This window comes from Brevibacillus agri (genome assembly GCF_004117055.1).
Taxonomy (GTDB): domain Bacteria; phylum Bacillota; class Bacilli; order Brevibacillales; family Brevibacillaceae; genus Brevibacillus; species Brevibacillus agri.
Genome location: NZ_CP026363.1, coordinates 5,090,717 through 5,113,149 on the forward strand (window position 1 = coordinate 5,090,717; position 22,433 = coordinate 5,113,149).

Consider the following 22,433-nt stretch of genomic DNA (forward strand, 5'->3'; position numbering starts at 1 on the left):
CCGCCTTACGAGGCAATATGCCTTCAATCAATCACACGCGATCTCCAGCGGCCATAAAGTGCGCTTTGTCGTCTGAACGTCGATGCCCAAGCAGATGCTCTGGATATCGTTCTGCTGCTCTACGGCTCTTTGTAGTTGCCTTCTCATGTTACTCGCACTCAAGACGGAACTTATGCTCATATCGTGAACATTAAGTAAAACATGCAACTATATACGAATTTACTGCGACAAGAATTGTCGAAATTTGTAAACAAAAAATAATTTACAATTATGGTATTCATTCCTATATTCTATATGTGTTTAACAAGTTATTTCAGGAGTGAACATAATGGTAAAGAACATCTCTATTCGCGATTACACACCTAGTAGAAGCAATACGGATCAAACTGCAAAAGTTACTACTCCACCCAAAACATCCCCTCCTCCTAAAGAATTAGCCACTGCGACACCCAAACCAAAAAGTGACTCCGTTCAAATTAGTCTGGCTGCACAACAGGCTTACGAACAGTGTTCTTTTGCAAACCGCTCAACAACGTCTACAACATCCTATAGCCCGTCCATTTCATCCGCTTCTGGAAGTAAAGTAGCAGGAGTTACGGCGTACAGTGCAAGTTCTAATAGTATAGATGTTACAGTGAACGGCAGAAACATATCCGCTGGTAATTCTAACGTCGATGGATATAAAAAAGACGGAATGAACATGGTGGCAATCAAGGCTGTGCTAGAGGAGCTTGGCGGGCGAGTCTCTTATGAACAGGGGAATGGGTTTGCAAAAATCACCTTAAAAGGGGAAGGTGGTAGTTATGTTAAACTCAGAATTAGCAGTGGACAAACCACCTACGCTGGTACATATTCGAAGGACGGTGACAGTGAAAGGAGTATTACAATCGGTGCTGCTGAAATTAAAAATGGAACGACCTATGTTTCGGATGATGTAATTAGTCGATTGTATGCGGTCAAAGTCACTTCAAACCCAAAGGGAAACTCGGTAGTTATTAACAGCTCGATTAATCAAACAGAGGTAAACGGAAATCAGGTCAAAATTAACAGTTTAATGGTTCGGGACCATAATTTATATGCGACGCCACAAGAATTGCTTTGGGCGGCTGGCTATCAGACCAAATATGAAGGAACCACCTTGATTGGGACTAAAGGAGATACACGGGTAAAATACAACCTTCAAAGAGGCTCCTTAGAGATTAATGAAAATCATAAGGTGAAAAAATATGACGTCAAACTGGAAAACTTCGATCACAAAGATGTGGTGCGCGTTTCTTCTTTCCTAAACAAATTGCCTGATACGGATGTAGAATGGGATCAGAGGAAAGGAACGTTAGAAATTAATACATCTACATTCGATGATTGGGAAAATCGAACGGGAAGCTTTATCTTTGCCGCTTTGGGTGAAATGGCGGTTGAATTTGCCTTTTCCGATGTGAAAACCCTATTCGATCCCAAAGCCAGCAACACAGAGAAAACAGTAGCTGCCGCCTCTTTGCTTCCAACTGGTAAAGCTTTAAAAATCCCTGCTGTCGCAGCCCTTTTGACGAGATTTGGCGGTGATGGGGAACATGTACTTCGAATGGCCAATCTCGGTAGCAATGTCGGGGAAGCTTTGGCTGAATCCAAAAAAGCTGTCTTGTTTGAAGGGAATAGCAACTGGGGTTGGAAACATATTAAGGATTTACACGTAGGCGACCCAAATCGTCTCCCTAGAGGCAAAACCATCTTCCCTTCCGCCATGTCTGAGAGAGACATCATGAATTTGATTATGGATCAACTGAATAAGGTGAACAAACCTACCGCACAGGAATTTATGAGAAATAATGCTGGAACTTACGACTTGAATGATGTCTACGATATTACATTTTCACAAGAAAAGCACGGTATTAAATCATTGAGAATTGTCGTCAATCATAATTTAGGAACGATAACGACTGCATATCCATTGAGTGGATCGAAAGTGCGAGAAGGAAGATTGTAAAGGAGGCTGCTTTAACTTGAAGATGCATTTTCAAATCGAGAAGCAGGAACGGCTTGAACAAGGGAAATTTTTTGAGTTTTTTAAAGGAAAAGTAGATATTACGTGCACATGGAATGGAAACGAGTTTGTGTTTTCCTTCTTTCGGGCAGTTGATGCCTTGGATGAGTTTTTTAGTCTGCTTTATCTCATGGAATCAAGGGGTGTCAAGATCAAGATGGAGAATCCAGATTCGGTTGGCACCTACTATTTTGAATTGAAAGATGAGCAATTCGTCCTTGATTACTTTATTTTTGAGGATTTGGTGGCCCATTATGAAGCACCGGTTCCTTATCATACTTTCAAAAAAGAATTGGTAGCCTCACTCCATGCCTATTTGGAAGAGTTAAAGAAGATAAACCCTGACATCACAAATCATCCAATCTATCAGGGGCTTACCCGTTGCCAAATAAACCGCGAGTGGTTTGACCACTATTGTGAAATGATCGCTGACGCTTATCGCCGAGCGAATCGGGAAGTGCCTGCCCGAGATGAGTTATTCCGTCATCATATTGTAAAAAAGTAAATACAGAATTATGCGAGTCTCTGCACCAAAACCTTGGTTTCCAAAAAATTCCTTCTCGACTGATAAACATACTATAAATTCATAACCACCCGTCCATGATATGCTCCCTCATAGTAGACAGAGTACATGCTTGCTTTTTCTGTCTACTATGAGGGGTTTTCTTATAGAAAAGGTCTGGGGAACTCTTGACGCTGCGTTCGAGAAAAAAGCAGTGGATGTATCATTGAGCCTTTTGCAAAATTAGGTTTTCGTTAAAAAATGAAGGTAATGATACGTAAAATTGGCCCGATCATCAAGAATGCGGTTGTTTCAGTCCCTCTTTTCTCGGGTCCTCAATGTAACTATGAGCTGCTATCGACAATGACGTATCAACAGCAACCGTTTCAGTCCCCTCGTTCCTCGGGTCCTCAATGTAACCGACCTTGGTCGGCGTGAACAAACCCAGTCATGCCAAGGCTTTGCTTGTAGTCAAAGCCTTCAACATTCCTCTCTTTTTTCGAGGATTATCTTTTTGTCCAAAAACAGGCTTCATCCTCGAAAACACTTTTTCTCCACTTGCTTTCCGGCTGTATCCTACCATTAGTATTCACTTTCAAGAGTATAATCATGTGCTCTCACGACTATAATAAATCATTTGCCTCATTTTTGTAAGATTGCTCCCTCGTTTCCTAACGAAATGAACCACTGTCAATAGATTGGACACATAAAATCGAGAGAATTACACCACACATCGGTACATATGTTCGTATTGATTGGGCGTGAAGTACCCAATGGATGAATGGATGCGTTTTCCATTATAAAAGCAAGTGATATACTCAAATATCGCTCTTTTCGCTTGTTCTCTCGTTTTGAATTTTTCCAGATAAACGAGTTCTTTCTTCAGTACGCTGTGGAAAGACTCGATGCAGGCGTTATCGTAACAGTTTCCTTTGCGGCTCATGCTTCCGATCATCTGGTATTTCTCCAGACGCTTCTGGTACTCAGTCGAGGCATACTGGCTGCCGCGATCAGAGTGGTGTAAAAGCCCCGGAGCTGGTCGCTGGCGGTTGTAGGCTTGATCTAGCGCGGCGATCACGAGTTCTTTTGTCATCCGCTCCCCCATGTGAAAGCCTACGATCTTACGCGTATACAAGTCCATCACACTGGCTAAATACAACCAGCCTTCGTCTGTCGGGATATAAGTGATATCCGTCATCCAGGCCTTCCCCGGCGCGTTTGCGGTGAACGTTTGGTTTAGCACGTTTTCGGCCACAGGCAAATGGTGCTTCGAATTCGTTGTCGCCTTGTATTTCTTCACCGTACGGGATTTCAGCCCGAGCCTTTTCATCGTACGAGCGACGGTTTTCTCGGAAACCTGAACCCCCTTCCTTTTTCAGTGCTTCCAAGACCTTCTTACTGCCGTACAAACGTCTCGAATCCAGGAAGACCCGCCGGATTTGTTGCTCCAGCTTTTCTCGACGCTTCGCCCGATCGTTCTTCTTACGCCGGGTCCAATCGTAATAACCGCTTCGAGAAACTTGAAACACCTCGCACATCTTCGCGACTCGGAGCTTGGAGCGGTGATCGTGGATGAAAGGGTAGATCAGCGCCGGTCTTTTGCGAAGTAGTGCATCGCCTTTTTTAAGATTTCGTTCTCCTCTTCCAGATCACGAATTCGCTTTTGAAGGTCGCGTAGGGCTTTGTCTTCCGGCTTCAGTTGTCCACTGCCTGGAAAGGCTTGATTGCCGTCTTGCTTGAATTCAGGTAAGCGTCAAATCCAGCACACCTACGAATCAGAAATGTCCCGTGAGATAATCTTCCTCAGAACGATACGAGGAGCCATTCCTGTAATGAAGAAATTTGAGCTTTGAAAGAAAAAAGCGCCTCCTGTATGCTGGGTCTTGGAATGGTCACATTCACACTGCCCTAATGAAAAGGAGGACGCTCTACATGAAGTATAAGCTGAAACAGAAACAGAATCAACGGATTACACGAATTACCGAAAAAACACTGGTTGTTGGCGCGGACATCGCCAAAAAGATTCATGTAGCTCGAGCCGTGGATTTCCGAGGCATTGAGCTTGGGAAAGAATGTGTGTTCCACAACGATCAGGAGGGGCTAACGAAACTGGCTGCGTGGATGAAGGAGCTTGGCCGGATACATGAGAAAACCGACATCGTATTTGGCATCGAGCCTACCGGACACTACTGGTTCCCGTTAGCGGCATTTTTGAAGGAGCAAGACATCAGGGGCGTCGTCGTGAATCCGCACCATGTGAACAAGAGCAAAGAACTTGAGGACAACTCGCAGACCAAGAGCGACTACAAGGATGCGAAGGTCATTGCCGACCTGATTCGGAGCGGGAAATATTCAGAGCCCAATTTGCCGACCAAGGAATATGCAGAGCTACGCATTCTGATGAATTTTCGGGAGAAGGTCATGGTGAGCTTGAATCAAGTGAAAGCTCGGATTACAAACTGGTTTGACCGCTACTTTCCGGAGTATCCACAAGTGTTTAAGGACTGGGAAGGCAAGGCATCACTGATGACCATGCGCCAGTTTCCCACTCCAGAGGAGATTGTCTCGATAGGCGCCAGAGGCGTTCTCACACATTGGAAGACGGAAATCAAGCGTGGGGTGGGCATCAAGAGAGCGGAGCAGCTCTATGCTGCCGCTACGGTCTCTATCGGGCTTACCGAGGGGCTGACAGCTGCCCGAATCGAGCTTGCCGCCTTGCTGCAGCAGTACGATCTGTACTGCAAGCAAGAAGAAAGCATTATGACGGAAGTCCTGCAGATTCTGGAGAAGATCCCCGGAACGAAGCAAATGCTGAGCATCCCAGGGATTGGCATTCTGACCGTCGCCGGCTTCTTGGCGGAGGTTGGCGATCTGAACAACTACGACCATGGACAGCAGATCATCCGTCTGGCTGGGCTGAATCTGACGGAGAACAGCTCTGGAAAACGTAAGGGAAAGACCGGAATCAGCAAGCGGGGGCGCTCTCGCCTAAGAGGCATCTTGTTCCGCTGCATGCTGCCGATGGTAGCCAAAAACAAAGAGTTTAAAGCGCTCCACGAGTATTATACAACGCGTAGTCAAAATCCGCTCAAGAAGAAGCAATCGATTATCGCCTTATGTGGAAAACTGGTTCGCGTCCTCTATGCACTGGGGACAAAGCAGAAAGAGTATAACGCAAACGAAGTATTGGGGCCGATTCGACAAGCCCAGCTACAACAAAGTGCTGCATAAAGCTTATCAACAAACCTGTCATCTCGCTTATTCACATGTGTACAACCATGACAACGGAAGCACCGGAGAAGCCGAAGAATTATAATCCATAAGGGCAACGACCCAGTCGAGGAGCTAGAATCGGCCTCCACCCCTTGAGAGGTAGAACGAAGGAATGTAAGGGCATAGACCCAGCGTGACATGGGAGGGTAAACCCCGAGGGCGGATGTGGAGATCCACTGTGCGATCATACCTTTTTATCCACAGTCTGGAAACTGGTGATTGCAGGCTCTATTCCCGCCACAGCCCTTACAGAAATATTTGTATCTCCTTCAATCTTCCGACAAGAGCTTTAAGATGTCAAAGTTAAAAAACAGAGAATGAGCGAGAAAACAGGAGAAAACATTACTTTATAGTGGGAGGTTTTTTTATGACGCAAGCGGAGCTTCGAGAGGTATGGAGCACCCGAATCAATGACTACCGGGCTAGTGGAGAGCGCGTCGCGACCTGGTGCGAACGTCATCAGGTTACGCCGCGCCAGCTTTGGTATTGGATGCGGAAATTGAAAGGGGAAGATGAGCCAAAACAAGCAACCAACAAACCGCAGTGGGTTCCCCTTCAAGTGAAAGAATCGACATCCGACACAGCATCGCCCTTGCTTGTGAAAGTTGGTTCGGCAAGCATTGAGATCAGATCCGGCTTTGATCCATCCCTGCTTGCGGATGTGGTCAAGGTGTTGAAAACCTTATGTTAAGCGAGATTCAGGCAGATCGGGTGTACCTCGCTTGCGGCAGCACGGATATGCGCAAGTCCATTGACGGACTCGCTGTCCTGGTCAAGGAGGGATTTCATCTCGATCCGTTTTCATCTGCGCTGTTTGTCTTTTGCAACAGACAGCGAGACAAACTGAAAATCCTTTATTGGGAGCATAACGGATTCTGGCTCTACTACCGTCGGTTGGAGCGTGGCAAGTTCCGCTGGCCGACAGATGCGAGCGCTGCGCCGATGAAAATGACCCGACGTGAGCTGCGCTGGCTGCTCGATGGGTTGTCACTTGAACAACACCAAGAACATCCGGAGGTGACGGCCCGCACAGTCATTTGAGCCTATTTTCCAAACAAGGGCACAGGATATTCCTGCTCAGTTGTCGAATCAAACAAGTATGAAAAAAACAAGTGAAACGCCCCACATTACAATGGAACATCTGCAGGACCGTTGCCTCGAACTGGAGCAGCAAAACGCCGAGCTCATGGCCAAACTCAAATGGTACGAGGAGCAGTTCCGACTGGCCCAGCAAAAACGTTTCGGTGCCTCCAGCGAGAAGACGCATCCGGATCAACTGGAGCTGAACCTGTTCAACGAAGCCGAGATGCTGGCGACTCCTGCCGCTCAGGAACCGGATGTAGAAACGGTTACGTACAGCCGTAAAAAGTCTGCTGGCCGCAAATCCAAGCTGGACCAGTTCCCCGTGGAAACGGTCCTCTATGAACTGCCGAAAACGGAGCAAGTTTGCGCATGCTGCGGAGGTCCTCTCCACGAGATGAGTACCGAGACCCGTAACGAAATCACGGTCATCCCGGCAGAAGTGAAAGTCGTGCGTCATGTTCGCCAGGTGTATGCTTGCCGCCGCTGTGAACGAGAGGAAATTCGCACACCCATCGTCACGGCTCCGATGCCAGAGCCTGTCTACCCCGGAAGCCTCTCTTCTCCTTCGAGTATGGCGTATGTCATGACGCAGAAGTACGTGGACAGCCAACCGTTGTACAGACAGGAGCAACAGTTTGCCCGCATGGGTCTGACGATCTCGCGGCAGACGCTGGCGAATTGGATGATCTACGGGGCAGAGCAGTGGCTCTCCCTGCTGACAGACCGCATGCGGGAGCATCTGCTGAACCAGGATATTCTGCACGCCGACGAAACGACGCTGCAGGTATTGCGCGAGCCTGGCCGATCCGCAGAGACGCAGTCCTATTTGTGGTTGTACCGGACAGGCCGCATGGGTCCGCCCATCGTGCTCTACGATTACCGGACAACGCGCGGCGGTGAGCATCCCCGGAACTTTCTGACGGGGTTTGGCGGCTATCTTCACGTGGACGGCTATGCCGGTTACCACAAGGTGAAGGATGTCACCCTCGTTGGATGCTGGGCACATGCGCGTCGCAAGTTTGACGAGGCGTTGAAGGCGCTGCCCGCCTCCCAAGACAAAAACGAAACAGCAGCTCAGCAAGGGCTTCAGTTCTGCAACCAGCTCTTTGCCATTGAACGGGAACTGAAGGACGTGACACCAGAGGAACGCTATACCGTCCGAATGGAGCGAAGCAAGCCCATTTTGGACGCTTATTTGGCATGGTTGCGTCAGCAACGCCCCCGAACGCTTCCCAAAAGTCTGCTGGGGCAGGCGATTGCCTACAGCCTGAATCAGTGGGACAAGCTGACGGCGTTTTTGCAGGATGGGCGGCTCGAGATTGACAACAACCGCAGCGAGCGGTCGATGAAGCCGTTTGTGATCGGACGAAAGAATTGGCTGTTCGCCAATACGCCTCGCGGTGCAAAGGCGAGCGCAATCATCTACAGTGTCATCGAAACAGCAAAGGAGAATGGACTGAACCCGTTCAAGTACTTGACGTACCTATTCGAACAACTCCCACAGCTTCCCGATCTGAAAAATCCAGAAACCCTGGATAGTTTGCTGCCTTGGTCGCCGTGGTTACCGCTAACTTGCAACGTGTTCAACTCTTGACCCCAGCATAGACCAGCCCTCATCTTGGCAACAAGGTGGGGGCTATTTGACGCTTACTCAATCCACGCATCCGCGTAGGATGCGACTCCGTCTGGACCTTTGTTTCCCGTCGCCCCGCAATTTCAATCCACGCATCCGCGTAGGATGCGACGCCAACTTCAAGATGATCCCCCCACAGATCGATAAATTTCAATCCACGCATCCGCGTAGGATGCGACTACATCGAGCACATAAAACGATTGATGCAGCAGATGATTTCAATCCACGCATCCGCGTAGGATGCGACTGGAGGTTCCACACGACGACGGGGCGTTTTACCTATTTCAATCCACGCATCCGCGTAGGATGCGACTTTTACTATCACCAGTACACACAAAAACCTCAAAAATTTCAATCCACGCATCCGCGTAGGATGCGACGTAATTGCGGTATCCCGTGAACGTCGAACGATCAGATTTCAATCCACGCATCCGCGTAGGATGCGACTTTGCGTACTTGGAGCAATTTCAATCCACGCATCCGCGTAGGATGCGACGGCGTTATTGCACCAGTTTACCAGGCGCAATTTATTTCAATCCACGCATCCGCGTAGGATGCGACGTGGGTGCGGAACTTATCGCGATCACGGTTATGTATTTCAATCCACGCATCCGCGTAGGATGCGACCCATCACCAATAAACAAAGAAACAGTCCGAAAAACAATTTCAATCCACGCATCCGCGTAGGATGCGACGCTAGTTCACCATTCACTTCTTCATATCGCCTACAATTTCAATCCACGCATCCGCGTAGGATGCGACTACCGTTCACGATCTCGCCGGTGTAAAACTGGTAATTTCAATCCACGCATCCGCGTAGGATGCGACACACGTTTAACAGCCCACAGGCTCTGACGCCGAGTATTTCAATCCACGCATCCGCGTAGGATGCGACTTTTTACACGGCGGACGAGTTCGCCGAGTATTTTAATTTCAATCCACGCATCCGCGTAGGATGCGACTCGCTCGTGCTTGCCAGCTCGAAGAAACGACGGTTATTTCAATCCACGCATCCGCGTAGGATGCGACTTTTTGCGCCATCCGCCAAGCTGGCAACCATATTGATTTCAATCCACGCATCCGCGTAGGATGCGACCACAAGATGAGCGAGCGATGCCCTACAGTTTCGATATTTCAATCCACGCATCCGCGTAGGATGCGACGGAAAAGTTGAACAGTTGTTTGATTGTCCCCGGAATTTCAATCCACGCATCCGCGTAGGATGCGACCGAATAATCGACGCGAATTTTAACTTGCTGGGGATTTCAATCCACGCATCCGCGTAGGATGCGACGCCCAACCATCGCTCTCCCTCGGCAATGGCTATGATTTCAATCCACGCATCCGCGTAGGATGCGACTCAATCTGCTCCATGATCTCCAGCGTCTCTTCCGGATTTCAATCCACGCATCCGCGTAGGATGCGACTCTTGCCGCCATCTCCAATAAACAAAGACACAGTGCATTTCAATCCACGCATCCGCGTAGGATGCGACTATAAAGGGGGATGAGGTTACATGGCAAAGAGGATTTCAATCCACGCATCCGCGTAGGATGCGACGCTTGTCGTGCTCTCTGTGTCGTTGCCGTATCCGCATTTCAATCCACGCATCCGCGTAGGATGCGACTAATCAAAGGGAGGCTCTAACCATGGAGTTTTTCAATTTCAATCCACGCATCCGCGTAGGATGCGACTGCGAAGGATCGCCTTTACCCGGTAAACACCGATCATTTCAATCCACGCATCCGCGTAGGATGCGACGGTAAACGGCGCCAACTCCTCCGCCAGCTCCCGATTTCAATCCACGCATCCGCGTAGGATGCGACGATGGAGCAGGGCGCGATCAAGCGGATGGTCGGCATTTCAATCCACGCATCCGCGTAGGATGCGACACGGCGACGTCATTACGGTTGTGCGCGGATTTGACGATTTCAATCCACGCATCCGCGTAGGATGCGACGAGGCCCTTCGACCGCTGCCCGACCATTATCAGGAGATTTCAATCCACGCATCCGCGTAGGATGCGACAGCGACGAGATCAAGCAGCATGCTTACGAGACATGATTTCAATCCACGCATCCGCGTAGGATGCGACAGCAACAAATAAGCCTTTAAAAAACATAATTATAATTTCAATCCACGCATCCGCGTAGGATGCGACATCATGTCCTTACCTCCACTCTCGTACCAGTCGTTATTTCAATCCACGCATCCGCGTAGGATGCGACGCGCGGATCGAGCGCGAGCTGCCGCCCTCATGCATTTCAATCCACGCATCCGCGTAGGATGCGACCATCTAACTCATCACCTTTTTCCTCCTCACCCAAATATTTCAATCCACGCATCCGCGTAGGATGCGACTGGTTTTCCCGGCCATCCCCAGGTTCTCTCCGGTATTTCAATCCACGCATCCGCGTAGGATGCGACGCCGATACGATGCAGATGGAGCGCCGATTGTCTCTATTTCAATCCACGCATCCGCGTAGGATGCGACTAAAATCACAATTCGGATGGTTGCTGCAGCCGTAATTTCAATCCACGCATCCGCGTAGGATGCGACTCATGATTAGTGCGTCGTCCTCTTTTGAAAAGGTATTTCAATCCACGCATCCGCGTAGGATGCGACTAGTTGGTACTCCATCGTAGCCGTAAACTCCGGTATTTCAATCCACGCATCCGCGTAGGATGCGACGTCACATCTACGGAGTAGGTATTGAGTGGGAATCTATTTCAATCCACGCATCCGCGTAGGATGCGACAATGTGCAGAAGTACCCTTCGACGGGCTGGTCAATTTCAATCCACGCATCCGCGTAGGATGCGACTCGCCTCAAAGCAGGCTACAAGTCCGAGTCTATATTTCAATCCACGCATCCGCGTAGGATGCGACCGCCAAGCGCGGGCTTTTTATTTTTATAAAGGGGAATTTCAATCCACGCATCCGCGTAGGATGCGACGTAAAAAACTTATTCCAAAGTTTTTGCAATGGCATTTCAATCCACGCATCCGCGTAGGATGCGACGCTATTTTTGTCTTTGGGAGAACTACCACATCGGATTTCAATCCACGCATCCGCGTAGGATGCGACTAGTTGGGGTAATTGTGCTGCTGGCGGCGGCGGGGAGATTTCAATCCACGCATCCGCGTAGGATGCGACGTTGCGGCAGCCACAGGCTGCCGCCGGGGGTCGGGATTTCAATCCACGCATCCGCGTAGGATGCGACTACACGTCCAACCTCTTGTTCTTACGGGCGGACGGGATTTCAATCCACGCATCCGCGTAGGATGCGACGCGCAGCAACCAAACATCTCGTCCAGCCGCCGCGTATTTCAATCCACGCATCCGCGTAGGATGCGACCAAAAAGTCCGCCAAGCGCGGGCTTTTTATTTTTATTTCAATCCACGCATCCGCGTAGGATGCGACAAATGGTTATAGGGGGATCGCATCACGTGCCTAATATTTCAATCCACGCATCCGCGTAGGATGCGACCCTTTTGCAGTTTTACTTACTAAGTCACGTTGTAGGATTTCAATCCACGCATCCGCGTAGGATGCGACGGCGCCGTAGGGGCGGTGCGAAACGGGCTATCCGGATTTCAATCCACGCATCCGCGTAGGATGCGACAAAGCCAATTCGACAAAATTAGACAATGCCTGTCATTTCAATCCACGCATCCGCGTAGGATGCGACCCCCTCAAGACTCCCGCCACAAACGGTTAAGTATAATTTCAATCCACGCATCCGCGTAGGATGCGACCAGCTTTTGCAAGGGCGACGCCGCCTGGTCAGGCGATTTCAATCCACGCATCCGCGTAGGATGCGACTCCCCGCCGCCAGCACAATTACCCCAGCTAACATTATTTCAATCCACGCATCCGCGTAGGATGCGACTTATAAAGTCAACAAAACAAAGGAGTGAGCGAAATATTTCAATCCACGCATCCGCGTAGGATGCGACTGAGAGTCTTTTTTTTACGATAGTAGAGACAGTGGAATTTCAATCCACGCATCCGCGTAGGATGCGACTGCAAAAATCCGTCGTAACATAATCGAGTCTAAGATTTCAATCCACGCATCCGCGTAGGATGCGACGTACCTGCGTCAGACCCTTTGAGTCCGTTATTCGCATTTCAATCCACGCATCCGCGTAGGATGCGACGCAATTCGGTCGAGGATTTCGTATCCCTCGAAAGTATTTCAATCCACGCATCCGCGTAGGATGCGACCACTTGTTCCCGTGCTTCTCTGCCGGTATGTCGAGATTTCAATCCACGCATCCGCGTAGGATGCGACGACCTGCCCGGTGTGCCCGCTAATGACTCGCGTCATTTCAATCCACGCATCCGCGTAGGATGCGACCGACACGCCCTGCACCAACTGGACAATCGGGTCATTTCAATCCACGCATCCGCGTAGGATGCGACACCGTCCTTTACGTTTAAACGTTAATCGTCAAGAATTTCAATCCACGCATCCGCGTAGGATGCGACCGCTGGAACTTCCGTACGCCCTCGGCACCTTCGTTATTTCAATCCACGCATCCGCGTAGGATGCGACGACTGCACAAAGGGGAGCGCGTGTTGACTGCGCAAATTTCAATCCACGCATCCGCGTAGGATGCGACGCTCGAACTCGAAGCGGATGACGTGTTGGTCGCGATTTCAATCCACGCATCCGCGTAGGATGCGACTCGCGATTACGCACCGCGACGGACAACGATTGAATTTCAATCCACGCATCCGCGTAGGATGCGACGAAGGAAACACGCTGCCGGTTGAGGGGTCTGCATCTATTTCAATCCACGCATCCGCGTAGGATGCGACTGGCGGGACAGTGAACGTGCAGCTAATCAACGATATTTCAATCCACGCATCCGCGTAGGATGCGACCCAAGTCGAGCAGCGCGCGAAGCAACTGCTGGCGATTTCAATCCACGCATCCGCGTAGGATGCGACGTGGTCACGGAGGTGTTTTTGTTTTGACGCAAAGACATTTCAATCCACGCATCCGCGTAGGATGCGACGTGTCAACGAAGAATTGATCGAGGACATCCCGTATAATTTCAATCCACGCATCCGCGTAGGATGCGACCCTTATAAGGTTAAAATCAACACGAACACACCCATTTCAATCCACGCATCCGCGTAGGATGCGACGTTGACCAGTATGTCAAACGCTATCTTGGCGTATTTCAATCCACGCATCCGCGTAGGATGCGACACACGTCCAACCTCTTGTTTTTACGGGCGGACGGGATTTCAATCCACGCATCCGCGTAGGATGCGACAGCGAATTTTCACCCCAAATATGCTTTCATTTTCATATTTGTAATCAAAATACGCTCAAATTCATTCATACGTTAAGATAATTTAGAGAAAGCAGACAAAAAACGGCATTTTAACCCGTTTTTCGGGTGCGAATCCCCCAGGGAATTCGTGTGCGCTTCACATTCGCACTAGAAAATCAATGGCCCCTCTAAATCAATTGATTCTTTCACACCCAAATGCTCTACCTTATTCTTGTAATGATTGCCTAATTGATAAATACGGAGGCTATCCTGATCCAGATCGATGATCGAGAGCAATTCCAGCTTCAATGAAGTAAGCTGTGTGGAATCGACAATGCATTCAAACACGGAATTTTGGACACGTTGACCGTAATTTTGGCATATTTTCGAGACGCGGCGAAGTCTTTTTTGCCCTGCACTGCTAACTGTGCTCACATCATACGTGATCAATACCAGCACACCATTCACCTACTTCCACAAAAAAGGAGGATACTCATCCAAATCATTACGTAAAAAACGGGCTAACAATAAAGCTTGTACGTGCGGAACTAGGCCCCAGGAAATTTTCTCCCCAAGAAATGGATGAGTAATTTTCTCCTGTTTTTTATTTTGCCATGCCATTAGGAACTTCTTTCTCGCTTCATCTCCCATAATGACGGCACCATTCTCTTTTTGGAAAAAATCTTCCTTGCTCACAATCTTTTTGTTAATTAACGACAGCACAAATCTATCTGCAAAAACTCCTCGCAGCTCCTCCATCACATCTAGGGCCAGGGAAGCGCGCCCCGGCCGATCTCGATGCAAAAAACCAACATAGGCGTCTAATCCAACACCTTCCAGTGCCGCTGCCATATCAATCGCCAATAGAGAATATGCGAATGACAGCATCGCATTCACGTTATCCAGCGGCGGTCTTCGTGAGCGTGCACGAAAGTAAAAACTTTCCTTTTGTTGTAAAATCATGGAGTCAAATAGCCTATTGTAGCAAATAGCTGCCTGACCTTCTAGCCCCCTTAGCCTCTCCAGATTTTCGCAATCCCTCACGTCCAAAAGTAAAGAAGATAGCTGCTTGGATGCATCCTTAAATCGGTCTACATCGATCCGCAAAGGATAGTCTCTGGTCATTCTTTCAATCATCCATTTATGGTTGTAAATCTTGCCTACTATAAAATTACGAGCAATTCTTGCGGAAAGAGCCTCATCCTCTGACACCACATACTGTTTTTTTCTCAGGACGACATTCCCCTTGCTTTCCCCAATCACTCTGGCAAGAAATCGCCCGTTCATGGTGAAGAATGTCAATGAAATGTTTCGCTCAGCGCAATATCCCATCAAAGCTGGACTGGCGCCGGTGTAGCCAAATGAGATGATCGATTCCAAATTGTGTAATGGCAGCCTCCCCAACTTCTCCTGATCCTTGAGGAGAACAATATTATCGCCATCAAGCGATAAATACACATCGGGCTGTGTAATAAACAACGTATTTAGCAGTTTCTTCATTCGTTGATTTTCCCTTCAACGTAACTTTTTACGGTTCGTTTGTTCATGAGCTCCGGCAAACAAATATTTTGAAGGGAACAACTTCGACAGAAGGACCCCGTCTTCACTCTAGGAGTATGTCTGCGATGATAGTAGTCTTGCATTTCAGCCACAATCAGCTTCACCTTATCTTTCAAATCAGCCGTTAGCGGGACCTCGACTCGATGCTTGATCTCATGGTAAAAAATATAGCCGAGGTCTATGTCGCACAACAGCATTTCCTCCAAACAAATGGCTTGGGCAACTAATTGTACGACATCCTCTTCTCCGCTTTTCGGCTTTCCGCGTTTATATTCAATGGGATACGCAGTGTATTTGCCGGAAGCCCCATTGATTTCAACGCCGTTATCGCTTTTCACAAACTCTACCACATCACAAACGCCTGTGATCTTGAGGCTTTCCGATTTTACAGGCATGGCTCGAACGATCAGTTTGTCTCCTCGCTTTTCTCTGGCAAACGGTTGATCTGCCTTCCGATGAAGATGTACGCCCTCTATCGTTCTGACATTCTCCTCCCACTGCTGTTCAATGTGAATCAATGCCCACTGCCGTTTGCAAAACTGAAAATGCTGAATGCCGGACAAAAGTAAATAATGATCGTCTTCACTAAATTCCATCCAAAATCTCTACTTTCAACCCATCCAATGGTTGCACCGAGAACATGTAGTCGTCAAATTTCTTGGGTTCTTCTACAAGTCTTTCAATCAATAACGATCGATGTACCTTTGCAGAGGAATAGTGGCCCAACTTGGATGGATGCTCCCACCAATACACCCTGTGAACTTCCATACTTCCTTCCGGACGGGCAGAAGACGCATCGTTCTCAAACAAGGTCACTAACGCCCTCTTGATTTTCTCGGCGTCTTCGTTCGTAAATCCCGTTTTTTCGGCGAGCTGCGTATTGATACTACCGTAAAAGACATACACCCCTGAGTCGACTCGATGCTTCATTCCCATCGTATCTGAGCCGCGAGAGGCTCCAGGCTCCGAGTTCACGCTTTTGGTAATCTGGACGCTGGAGATGTCAATCGGATCTAAACTGGTCGCCGTATGAATGGAAACAGGCCCTCTTACGCCGACAGATACACCCGCTCCTTTTTCCGCTTTGAATGCAAATACTTGACCAAAGCTTCGAACATCGATCCATTCCTGGCAAGCAATTCTGGCAAACTCATCGCTGGATACGTTTTTGGACTTTAATACCTTCTCCAGCTCGGCATTCGCATCTGCCCGCTCTCGAAGGCTTCCATAAGAATCTGATTTGCGATCATTGGACTGTACAAATATGGATTCGCCCATATCTTGCAGACGATTTCGAATCTTCCGTTTCAATGCGACATCAGAAATTTCTCCATGGCCATCATAGTTTTGCCGTGGCCGATTGCCATTCAGCGGGTCCCCGTTCGGATTGGCTTTCGTCACCGATAAAACGACGGCAAAATCGATTTTATGATCGAGCGTTGTCATATGATTCTCTCCTTTTTAATGAGTTGCTTCCGTTTCCTCTGTATCGGTCGTGCTTTTTTTCGTATACAGGTCGTGCCTTTGACTGTAGAATCCGAGCAAAAATTTGCCGGACAATGGTTTGTTATTGAATTGTTCAATGGGAATACGCGATCCTATTTCGTCAATCAGACGGTTGAAATAGAACGCTTGTCTGCCCAGCCTTGCCTGATAAGGCTGCAAGCACGCCTGAATCGTCCGCCAGGTTCGCTCGGGATGCCTTGCAAACTCATTCATATAGCGAACCGCATTGCTGGCGCGGTCGTCAGCCCCCAACGCTCGTCGTTCCAAAACATCAGCCACGGCCAACAGACGACCAAACAAATAATCCCGGTCATTGATGCTTTCATCCAACGCCACTCTTAATCCCTCCTGTTCTTCCTGTTTGTTAACCAGGGCACACGCGATGCTCAACGTCTTCTCCCACTCCCATTTTTCCATGGAAACGGGATTGGCTGCACGCCGGCAGGAGCTCATTATGATATCCAATGGAATGTTTCGGCCATCCAGCACACAAGGCAACATTCGCTCCTTGACACCTTTGACCACTTCCTTGCTTGCCCGTGGTCCGTATGCGGCAAATGCAATATCCTTCCAGTCAGGTGCTCCAATAAACTGCACAAAGTCTCCGTTGTCATTTTTGCGGTATTTATGCAACCATGTGCAAGTCGAATGCCAGTTCACCAGCTTGTCCAAATACTGCTCTTTATCCATATTACGGTAATACAACACCGCCATGCGCCCCGTTGTTGCCGAATCGAGAACCAAAATATTTACATTTTCTTTTCTGTCGGGCAAACCTGCCAATTTGTTGCGATATCCTTCTAATGCTTTCGCTACCTCTACAGCCAATTCTTTATTGGTATATGCAATTTTGTCTTTGATAGAGTCCGAAGAAGTAGAATCAATCGAAAATAAATCCTCAGTAATATCGGGAATATCCAGTTCACGATTGCTCCAGATAAGAAACACTCTTTGATCGATCATTTTCCCTTGGCGATTGATTAGCCACTTCAGAGCATTATGCGCTTTCTGGGATACCTCGTAGCTGATGCTTGCCGCCTCATTGCTTTGCGTAAACCGCCCTCTGAATGTAAAGCCGCTGTTATCATTCGCCGAGATCAGCTTGGCTTTGTCTGCTGCATTCCTGATTTTGTTGGCATGCTTGTCTGTTGCAGGCAGCTTCTTACCCGTTACATAGCAGAAATCTTCGCCACCTAGCTTGCTGCTGTAAAATTGAATGAAAGAATCGTATACCTGCTGATCGTTCCACACCTTCGTCAGTACCTTCGTGGGCGAGTAGACGTTAAATCTGACAAATGCGCTTGTTTGCTCGCCAGCCACTACCGAAAAAATCGGTGGCTTCGCTCCGTATCGCGCTTCGGCATTTTTATCCCATTTGCTAAGCAGTCGCTGATCTTCGTCTACATATAAAATTCCATGCTCGACTAAATCTTGAATCAACCGCCCTTTGCGTAGGTAGTGGTAGATGCTTTTCACTTTGTCGACAGCGTATGGAGAGCTTGCCCACTCTTCCAATTGCTTGATATAGTGCGGAAAAGCCTCTTCCTTTTTGATTTCTCCACCATAGGCTCTGTAATCTCCCGCTACGTAGCTTAATTTGTCATGCAAGGGATAAGGAGCGATCTTTGTACCTGATCGACTGGCAGAATCTTCTGTACACGGGATCACTGTACTCGCATCGCTTTTCTCAACGACTGTCGCTGAATGAAAGTGTCCGTCTTCCGTTATGTCCACTTCGATATGGGCGTTTTGTGTCGTATGCGAAACGGGCAGCAGCATGTACTCCTGGTCGTTATACTTTCTCTCGACCTTGCCGACAACATTCAGATTCGCTTCGTATGTCTCGTACAAATTCAAAAGCCAGCTCATCGATTATCCACCTCTTCCAGTTCGGCAAACAGATCATCCACGGAGAGTAGGTTAGCAGAGTCGAAATGCTTTGGCTTCATGCTGGCAACCGTCCGGATTTGCGTACACTCCTCTGGTCGAGAAAAGCGGATAAACCCGTTCTTCATGACAGGATTCCATAGGCGAACTTCCATCTGATTCCGTCCGGTTTCGTCCGGATAATTGATGCCATGCACCATCGTTCCCAGATGAATCTCTCCGTAGTTGTCATAGAATCCTTCTCCCTCGCCAAACACGCATGGCTCGACATATGCCTGACATTCCCGCGTGCCAAGGAAGATGTCCCTTCGCCCTCCAGCCCGAAGCGAGCGTTTCAAAATATTGTGATGCTTATGCTCGTTGCGATCATACTCCAGTTCCGGGCGGTTCAGATTGAACTCGAAATGGGCCCGCACCTGGTAGCGCACATCTCGCAAATACGTATAGTTGGCAAGCGTGTTCCCTCCGCCGTATTCAATCGGACGAACGCCTTTGGACTCCATGCGAATCGGGTTCATAATCCGCACTTCATCTACAATCATCACCAAAGTAGGCTTCCAGTAAATGGACTCGACTACGCCCTTTAGGGCCTGGTAGGTAGGCACTTGGTAGGACAGCTTTTCTCCGCCAAGTTTTGTTAACGGGTCTGTAAATAGCGCATAAGGCCCAAATACTTCAAATTCTATAGCGTTTCGCATAGCATCACCTCCTTTCTTGTCCTGACTTGATAGTCCAATAATACCAATTTATTACTACACAGTCAATAGTATAATAAATTATATGAACGTTTAATATCCCATTTTCTTTATGTTATAATATGTTGTCGCCCAAAGGCGTGGATTGAAATATATATTTTATGATACGAGAACCTATCTCTACAGGCAGATAGGTTCTACTCCCATTCAAAACATACTCATTTCAAACCGGCTGTCATTCTCAACATCCAAGCCATACTCCCCGCTGTAGGCTGATTCTTTCAACGCCAGTATTTTTCCATCCAGCAAGCTTACTAGCCCATCATTCTTGACCAGTTGCTCTCGTTCATACGAAAACAGGCTGATCGTATACTGTTGTGCCCTTCGCAGCAGCCTGGACAGGTTCTCAATAGTTTCATCGCCATTTAGTCGTGCAATCATCTCTTTTCCTTCCTCTCCGTACGGAACAAGAACGGTTGTTGTCTGGTCATCGATCACCTGAAAGAAATCGGCTGCCGTCCTGTAGCTGTTCACGATAAATAGCGGCAAACTCTCCCTTTTGGATTGTGTGTACGCGAGGTTATAGGAGCTGTTGTTCCTGTTTGCCATCAACAACTCTGTCATGTGCTTCTCCAGCCCGCGAATAAAATAATCTAAACGGGAAGCAAACTCCGTATAAAACTCTTGAAAATACTTGTCCATCGCCTGAACGGACAAGAGATTGCCGCCATGCAGGCTGGGATCTGCTTTGAGGTCGAGAAGCATTCGTTTCGCCAGGTTTTTGCCTGCCTTGATTTCCTGCAAATGATTCAAATTCTCCTCTGCATGATCGATGACATACACTTGCTGTATTTCCTTCTCCCCGTGGCGATTGCATCTGCCGGCAGCCTGCGCGATCGAATCCAGTCCGGCCAACGAGCGAATCACACAATCAAAACTGACATCCACACCCGCTTCAATTAACTGCGTACTAATGCATATCACTTTTTCCTCACGCTGCAAATGATCCCGCACTTGCCCAAGGATGTGGTTTCGATGCGCCGCACACATCGACGTACTCAGGTGGTAGAGCGGAATATCGAGCGTCTCCACTCGCCGATACAATCTCTTAACAACCGTTTTTGTGTTTAAGACAACCAGAATACTTTGGACTTCTTCCGTTTTCTCGGTAATAAAATCAGCCAGCTTGTTCGTGTCAAAAGTTTCATCCGTAGCTTTATCGACAATTTCCACCCGTTTGAAAGCTTCAATGACGTGATCCACGTTTTGAATCATTTCAGAGTCAGCACTGATTTCCAACCGGCGCTCTACAAAATCAAGGGCCGGCTGGGTAGCCGTGCAAAGAATAAGGCTGGAATGACCATGCGATTTCAAAAAGTTCAGCGCATGATTAAACAACGATACACATGAAACCGGAATTTTCTGTACCTCGTCAAAAATAATGACCGACTCGCATAAGTTGTGAAGCCTTCGTATATTTCTGCTTCCCCTGGCATAGAACACATTCAGAAACTGAACCATCGTTGTAAAAATAATGGGTGAATCCCAGTTATCCTTGGCCAGCTTCAATTTTTGCCGTGCATTAATCATGCCATCCTGGGCCTCATCGTCATCGCTCATGTCGTCTATGACGTTGGAATGGTGCTCCAGAATATGTTCGTCGTCCATAAGGATTTTACGGACTTCCTCTGCGTTCTGTTCGATAATCGTTGTAAACGGTACTACATAAATAATGTGCTTTTTGTTTTCTCGAATGGCATGCTTGAGCGCATACCGCAAACTCGCCAAAGTCTTTCCGCCACCAGTCGGAATGGACAGCGTATAGATACCAGACGGCTTCTCCGCAAACTTGTCGCACTGGTCTGACAATTCCTTTCTCAGTTCGTTGATCCGTGTTTTTGCCTCTTCCTTCTCTTGGTAAGAATGAAGCTTTTTCATCAGCCTCTCATAGTATGTATGAAACAGGTCTTGGCGACGTGGACTGGATTCCTCGTGCTTGTTTTCCTCAAACAACCTGGTGTTCGTACGATCTGCATCAATTAATGCACTAAACACAAACTTGGTCAGAAACATCAATTTGCTTTCGCTATTCTCTACAGAAGGCTTGCCAAGATAAGCTTCCAGTTCATCGATTGCACGTAACACATATTGATGAAATGCTTGCTCGCTGATTACTTCGTCAAAAAAACGCTGGATCGACTTGTCGTATTCCTTCAACGGTTTATCCCGGACACGATGCAAGTAGGGAGATTCCAAATCCTTATTTAAAAAGTCATGGAGGTAGGAGTGGTGCGAAATGATCGCATTTCCGACAACCTCAGCTAAAATCCAGCTTCCCCTGGAAGGATTCCCGGTATGAAATTTCTGGTATAATAGTCTGCCCCCCGCAGTCGAATGATCGACACTCCCTCTTTTCGGCGGTTCTCCTGGATTTTCCACAGCTTTTATGATGTAGTCTTTAAACTCCTCGGTGTACTTTCCCATGTCATGGAGCATACCCGCCAGACCTGCGATATGCTTGACGCCTATCTTCTCGCCGATCGATTCCGCCAATGCTTTTACTCCCAGCAAATGCTCCGCGACACTTTGTATCTGTTTGTCGCTTTCACGAATATGCGCGATGAATTTCATGATTACCGCCTCCTCTTCATCATTCAGCGATTATCCATACCGAAACGCATCCTGTACCTAGTTTTTTGTAGAACGATGTCAAAATTAATCATATAACACTTTTGGTAAATAGTGTATAACGCTTGATCTATGCATTTCAGGACCAAGGCCGCTTATCTGTCTAGTCGACGGGATGTATTTTTATAGCAAAACTTCATTCAAAAGATAGCTGCAGCCATTTGAGGCCGGCAAAGAAAAGGCAGACCGCGACGACAGCGCTCTATAGGTGTAGTACACACGTCTTTCGTGTAGCCAGAGTAACCTACGAAGTTACGTACAGAGGCTGTCCTCGTT

The 22,433-nt window shown here is 48.1% G+C and carries 13 protein-coding genes, 1 pseudogene and 2 CRISPR repeat arrays; of the genes and pseudogenes, 6 read left to right on the forward strand and 8 right to left on the reverse strand.

Going from position 1 to position 22,433, the window contains the following annotated elements; genetic code table 11:
• Positions 1-328: 328 nt before the first annotated feature.
• A complete protein-coding gene (locus tag BA6348_RS24960; protein WP_241752972.1) occupies positions 329-1,984 on the forward strand; it encodes a stalk domain-containing protein in 1,656 nt (551 codons plus the stop codon).
• A 22-nt stretch (positions 1,985-2,006) separates the two neighbouring features.
• Positions 2,007-2,546 (forward strand): hypothetical protein, encoded by a 540-nt coding sequence (locus BA6348_RS24965; RefSeq protein WP_235694662.1) that lies wholly within the window; start codon positions 2,007-2,009, stop codon positions 2,544-2,546.
• A gap of 718 nt (positions 2,547-3,264) precedes the next feature.
• Here the strand turns inward: BA6348_RS24965 and BA6348_RS28150 are convergent.
• Positions 3,265-4,287: pseudogene (locus BA6348_RS28150) on the reverse strand (IS3 family transposase); the annotation flags it as partial.
• 200 nt (positions 4,288-4,487) lie between these two features.
• Between BA6348_RS28150 and BA6348_RS24975 the strand changes: the two are divergent.
• The 4 genes from BA6348_RS24975 to tnpC all read left to right on the forward strand — a co-directional run bounded on the left by BA6348_RS24975 (position 4,488) and on the right by tnpC (position 8,493).
• A complete protein-coding gene (locus BA6348_RS24975; RefSeq protein WP_174768841.1) occupies positions 4,488-5,774 on the forward strand; it encodes an IS110 family RNA-guided transposase in 1,287 nt (428 codons plus the stop codon).
• A 409-nt stretch (positions 5,775-6,183) separates the two neighbouring features.
• Positions 6,184-6,507 carry an IS66 family insertion sequence element accessory protein TnpA gene (gene tnpA, locus BA6348_RS24985; protein WP_005837493.1) on the forward strand — a complete coding sequence of 108 codons (324 nt, stop codon included), beginning with the start codon at positions 6,184-6,186 and terminating at the stop codon, positions 6,505-6,507.
• On the forward strand, positions 6,501-6,857 hold the full coding sequence (gene tnpB, locus BA6348_RS24990; protein WP_122953521.1) for an IS66 family insertion sequence element accessory protein TnpB: 357 nt from the start codon (positions 6,501-6,503) through the stop codon (positions 6,855-6,857). Before tnpA ends, tnpB begins: the two co-directional genes overlap by 7 nt.
• A 58-nt stretch (positions 6,858-6,915) precedes the next feature.
• The gene (gene tnpC / locus BA6348_RS24995) at positions 6,916-8,493 is read left to right on the forward strand and encodes an IS66 family transposase (protein ID WP_129552146.1); all 1,578 of its coding nucleotides are present in this window, start codon (positions 6,916-6,918) and stop codon (positions 8,491-8,493) included.
• Positions 8,494-8,547: 54 nt separating this feature from the next.
• A CRISPR array of direct repeats spans positions 8,548-8,980; the repeat unit is 32 nt; unit sequence ATTTCAATCCACGCATCCGCGTAGGATGCGAC.
• 81 nt (positions 8,981-9,061) lie between these two features.
• Positions 9,062-13,821: a CRISPR direct-repeat array (repeat unit 32 nt; unit sequence ATTTCAATCCACGCATCCGCGTAGGATGCGAC).
• A gap of 168 nt (positions 13,822-13,989) precedes the next feature.
• Here tnpC and cas2 read toward each other — a convergent pair.
• The 7 genes from cas2 to cas3 form a co-directional block, all read right to left on the reverse strand.
• A complete protein-coding gene (cas2, locus tag BA6348_RS25000; protein WP_005835709.1) occupies positions 13,990-14,280 on the reverse strand; it encodes a CRISPR-associated endonuclease Cas2 in 291 nt (96 codons plus the stop codon).
• A gap of 9 nt (positions 14,281-14,289) precedes the next feature.
• The gene (gene cas1c, locus BA6348_RS25005) at positions 14,290-15,321 is read right to left on the reverse strand and encodes a type I-C CRISPR-associated endonuclease Cas1c (protein ID WP_122953014.1); all 1,032 of its coding nucleotides are present in this window, start codon (positions 15,319-15,321) and stop codon (positions 14,290-14,292) included.
• Positions 15,318-15,977: a CRISPR-associated protein Cas4 gene (gene cas4 / locus BA6348_RS25010; RefSeq protein WP_005835707.1), complete on the reverse strand. Its 660-nt coding sequence runs from the start codon at positions 15,975-15,977 to the stop codon at positions 15,318-15,320. Before cas4 ends, cas1c begins: the two co-directional genes overlap by 4 nt.
• Positions 15,967-16,827, reverse strand: coding sequence for a type I-C CRISPR-associated protein Cas7/Csd2 (gene cas7c, locus BA6348_RS25015; RefSeq protein ID WP_005835706.1), 861 nt, complete (start codon positions 16,825-16,827; stop codon positions 15,967-15,969). The genes cas4 and cas7c overlap by 11 nt, the downstream gene beginning before the upstream one ends.
• A gap of 15 nt (positions 16,828-16,842) precedes the next feature.
• Positions 16,843-18,756 (reverse strand): type I-C CRISPR-associated protein Cas8c/Csd1, encoded by a 1,914-nt coding sequence (gene cas8c, locus BA6348_RS25020; RefSeq protein WP_122953013.1) that lies wholly within the window; start codon positions 18,754-18,756, stop codon positions 16,843-16,845.
• A complete protein-coding gene (gene cas5c, locus BA6348_RS25025; RefSeq protein ID WP_122953012.1) occupies positions 18,753-19,472 on the reverse strand; it encodes a type I-C CRISPR-associated protein Cas5c in 720 nt (239 codons plus the stop codon). The genes cas8c and cas5c overlap by 4 nt, the downstream gene beginning before the upstream one ends.
• 204 nt (positions 19,473-19,676) lie before the next feature.
• Positions 19,677-22,100, reverse strand: a complete 2,424-nt coding sequence (gene cas3 / locus BA6348_RS25030; protein WP_122953011.1) for a CRISPR-associated helicase Cas3' — start codon at positions 22,098-22,100, stop codon at positions 19,677-19,679.
• Positions 22,101-22,433 lie beyond the last annotated feature (333 nt).

Bases quoted from the DNA above. Each gene is read 5' to 3' on its own strand.
- BA6348_RS24960 (WP_241752972.1), top strand. From the start codon at position 329: ATGGTAAAGAACATCTCTATTCGCGATTACACACCTAGTAGAAGCAAT.
- BA6348_RS24965 (WP_235694662.1), top strand. From the start codon at position 2,007: ATGCATTTTCAAATCGAGAAGCAGGAACGGCTTGAACAAGGGAAATTT.
- tnpA (WP_005837493.1), top strand. From the start codon at position 6,184: ATGACGCAAGCGGAGCTTCGAGAGGTATGGAGCACCCGAATCAATGAC.
- tnpB (WP_122953521.1), top strand. From the start codon at position 6,501: ATGTTAAGCGAGATTCAGGCAGATCGGGTGTACCTCGCTTGCGGCAGC.
- tnpC (WP_129552146.1), top strand. From the start codon at position 6,916: ATGAAAAAAACAAGTGAAACGCCCCACATTACAATGGAACATCTGCAG.
- cas1c (WP_122953014.1), bottom strand. From the start codon at position 15,321: ATGAAGAAACTGCTAAATACGTTGTTTATTACACAGCCCGATGTGTAT.
- cas4 (WP_005835707.1), bottom strand. From the start codon at position 15,977: ATGGAATTTAGTGAAGACGATCATTATTTACTTTTGTCCGGCATTCAG.
- cas7c (WP_005835706.1), bottom strand. From the start codon at position 16,827: ATGACAACGCTCGATCATAAAATCGATTTTGCCGTCGTTTTATCGGTG.
- cas8c (WP_122953013.1), bottom strand. From the start codon at position 18,756: ATGAGCTGGCTTTTGAATTTGTACGAGACATACGAAGCGAATCTGAAT.
- cas5c (WP_122953012.1), bottom strand. From the start codon at position 19,472: ATGCGAAACGCTATAGAATTTGAAGTATTTGGGCCTTATGCGCTATTT.
- cas3 (WP_122953011.1), bottom strand. From the start codon at position 22,100: ATGAAATTCATCGCGCATATTCGTGAAAGCGACAAACAGATACAAAGT.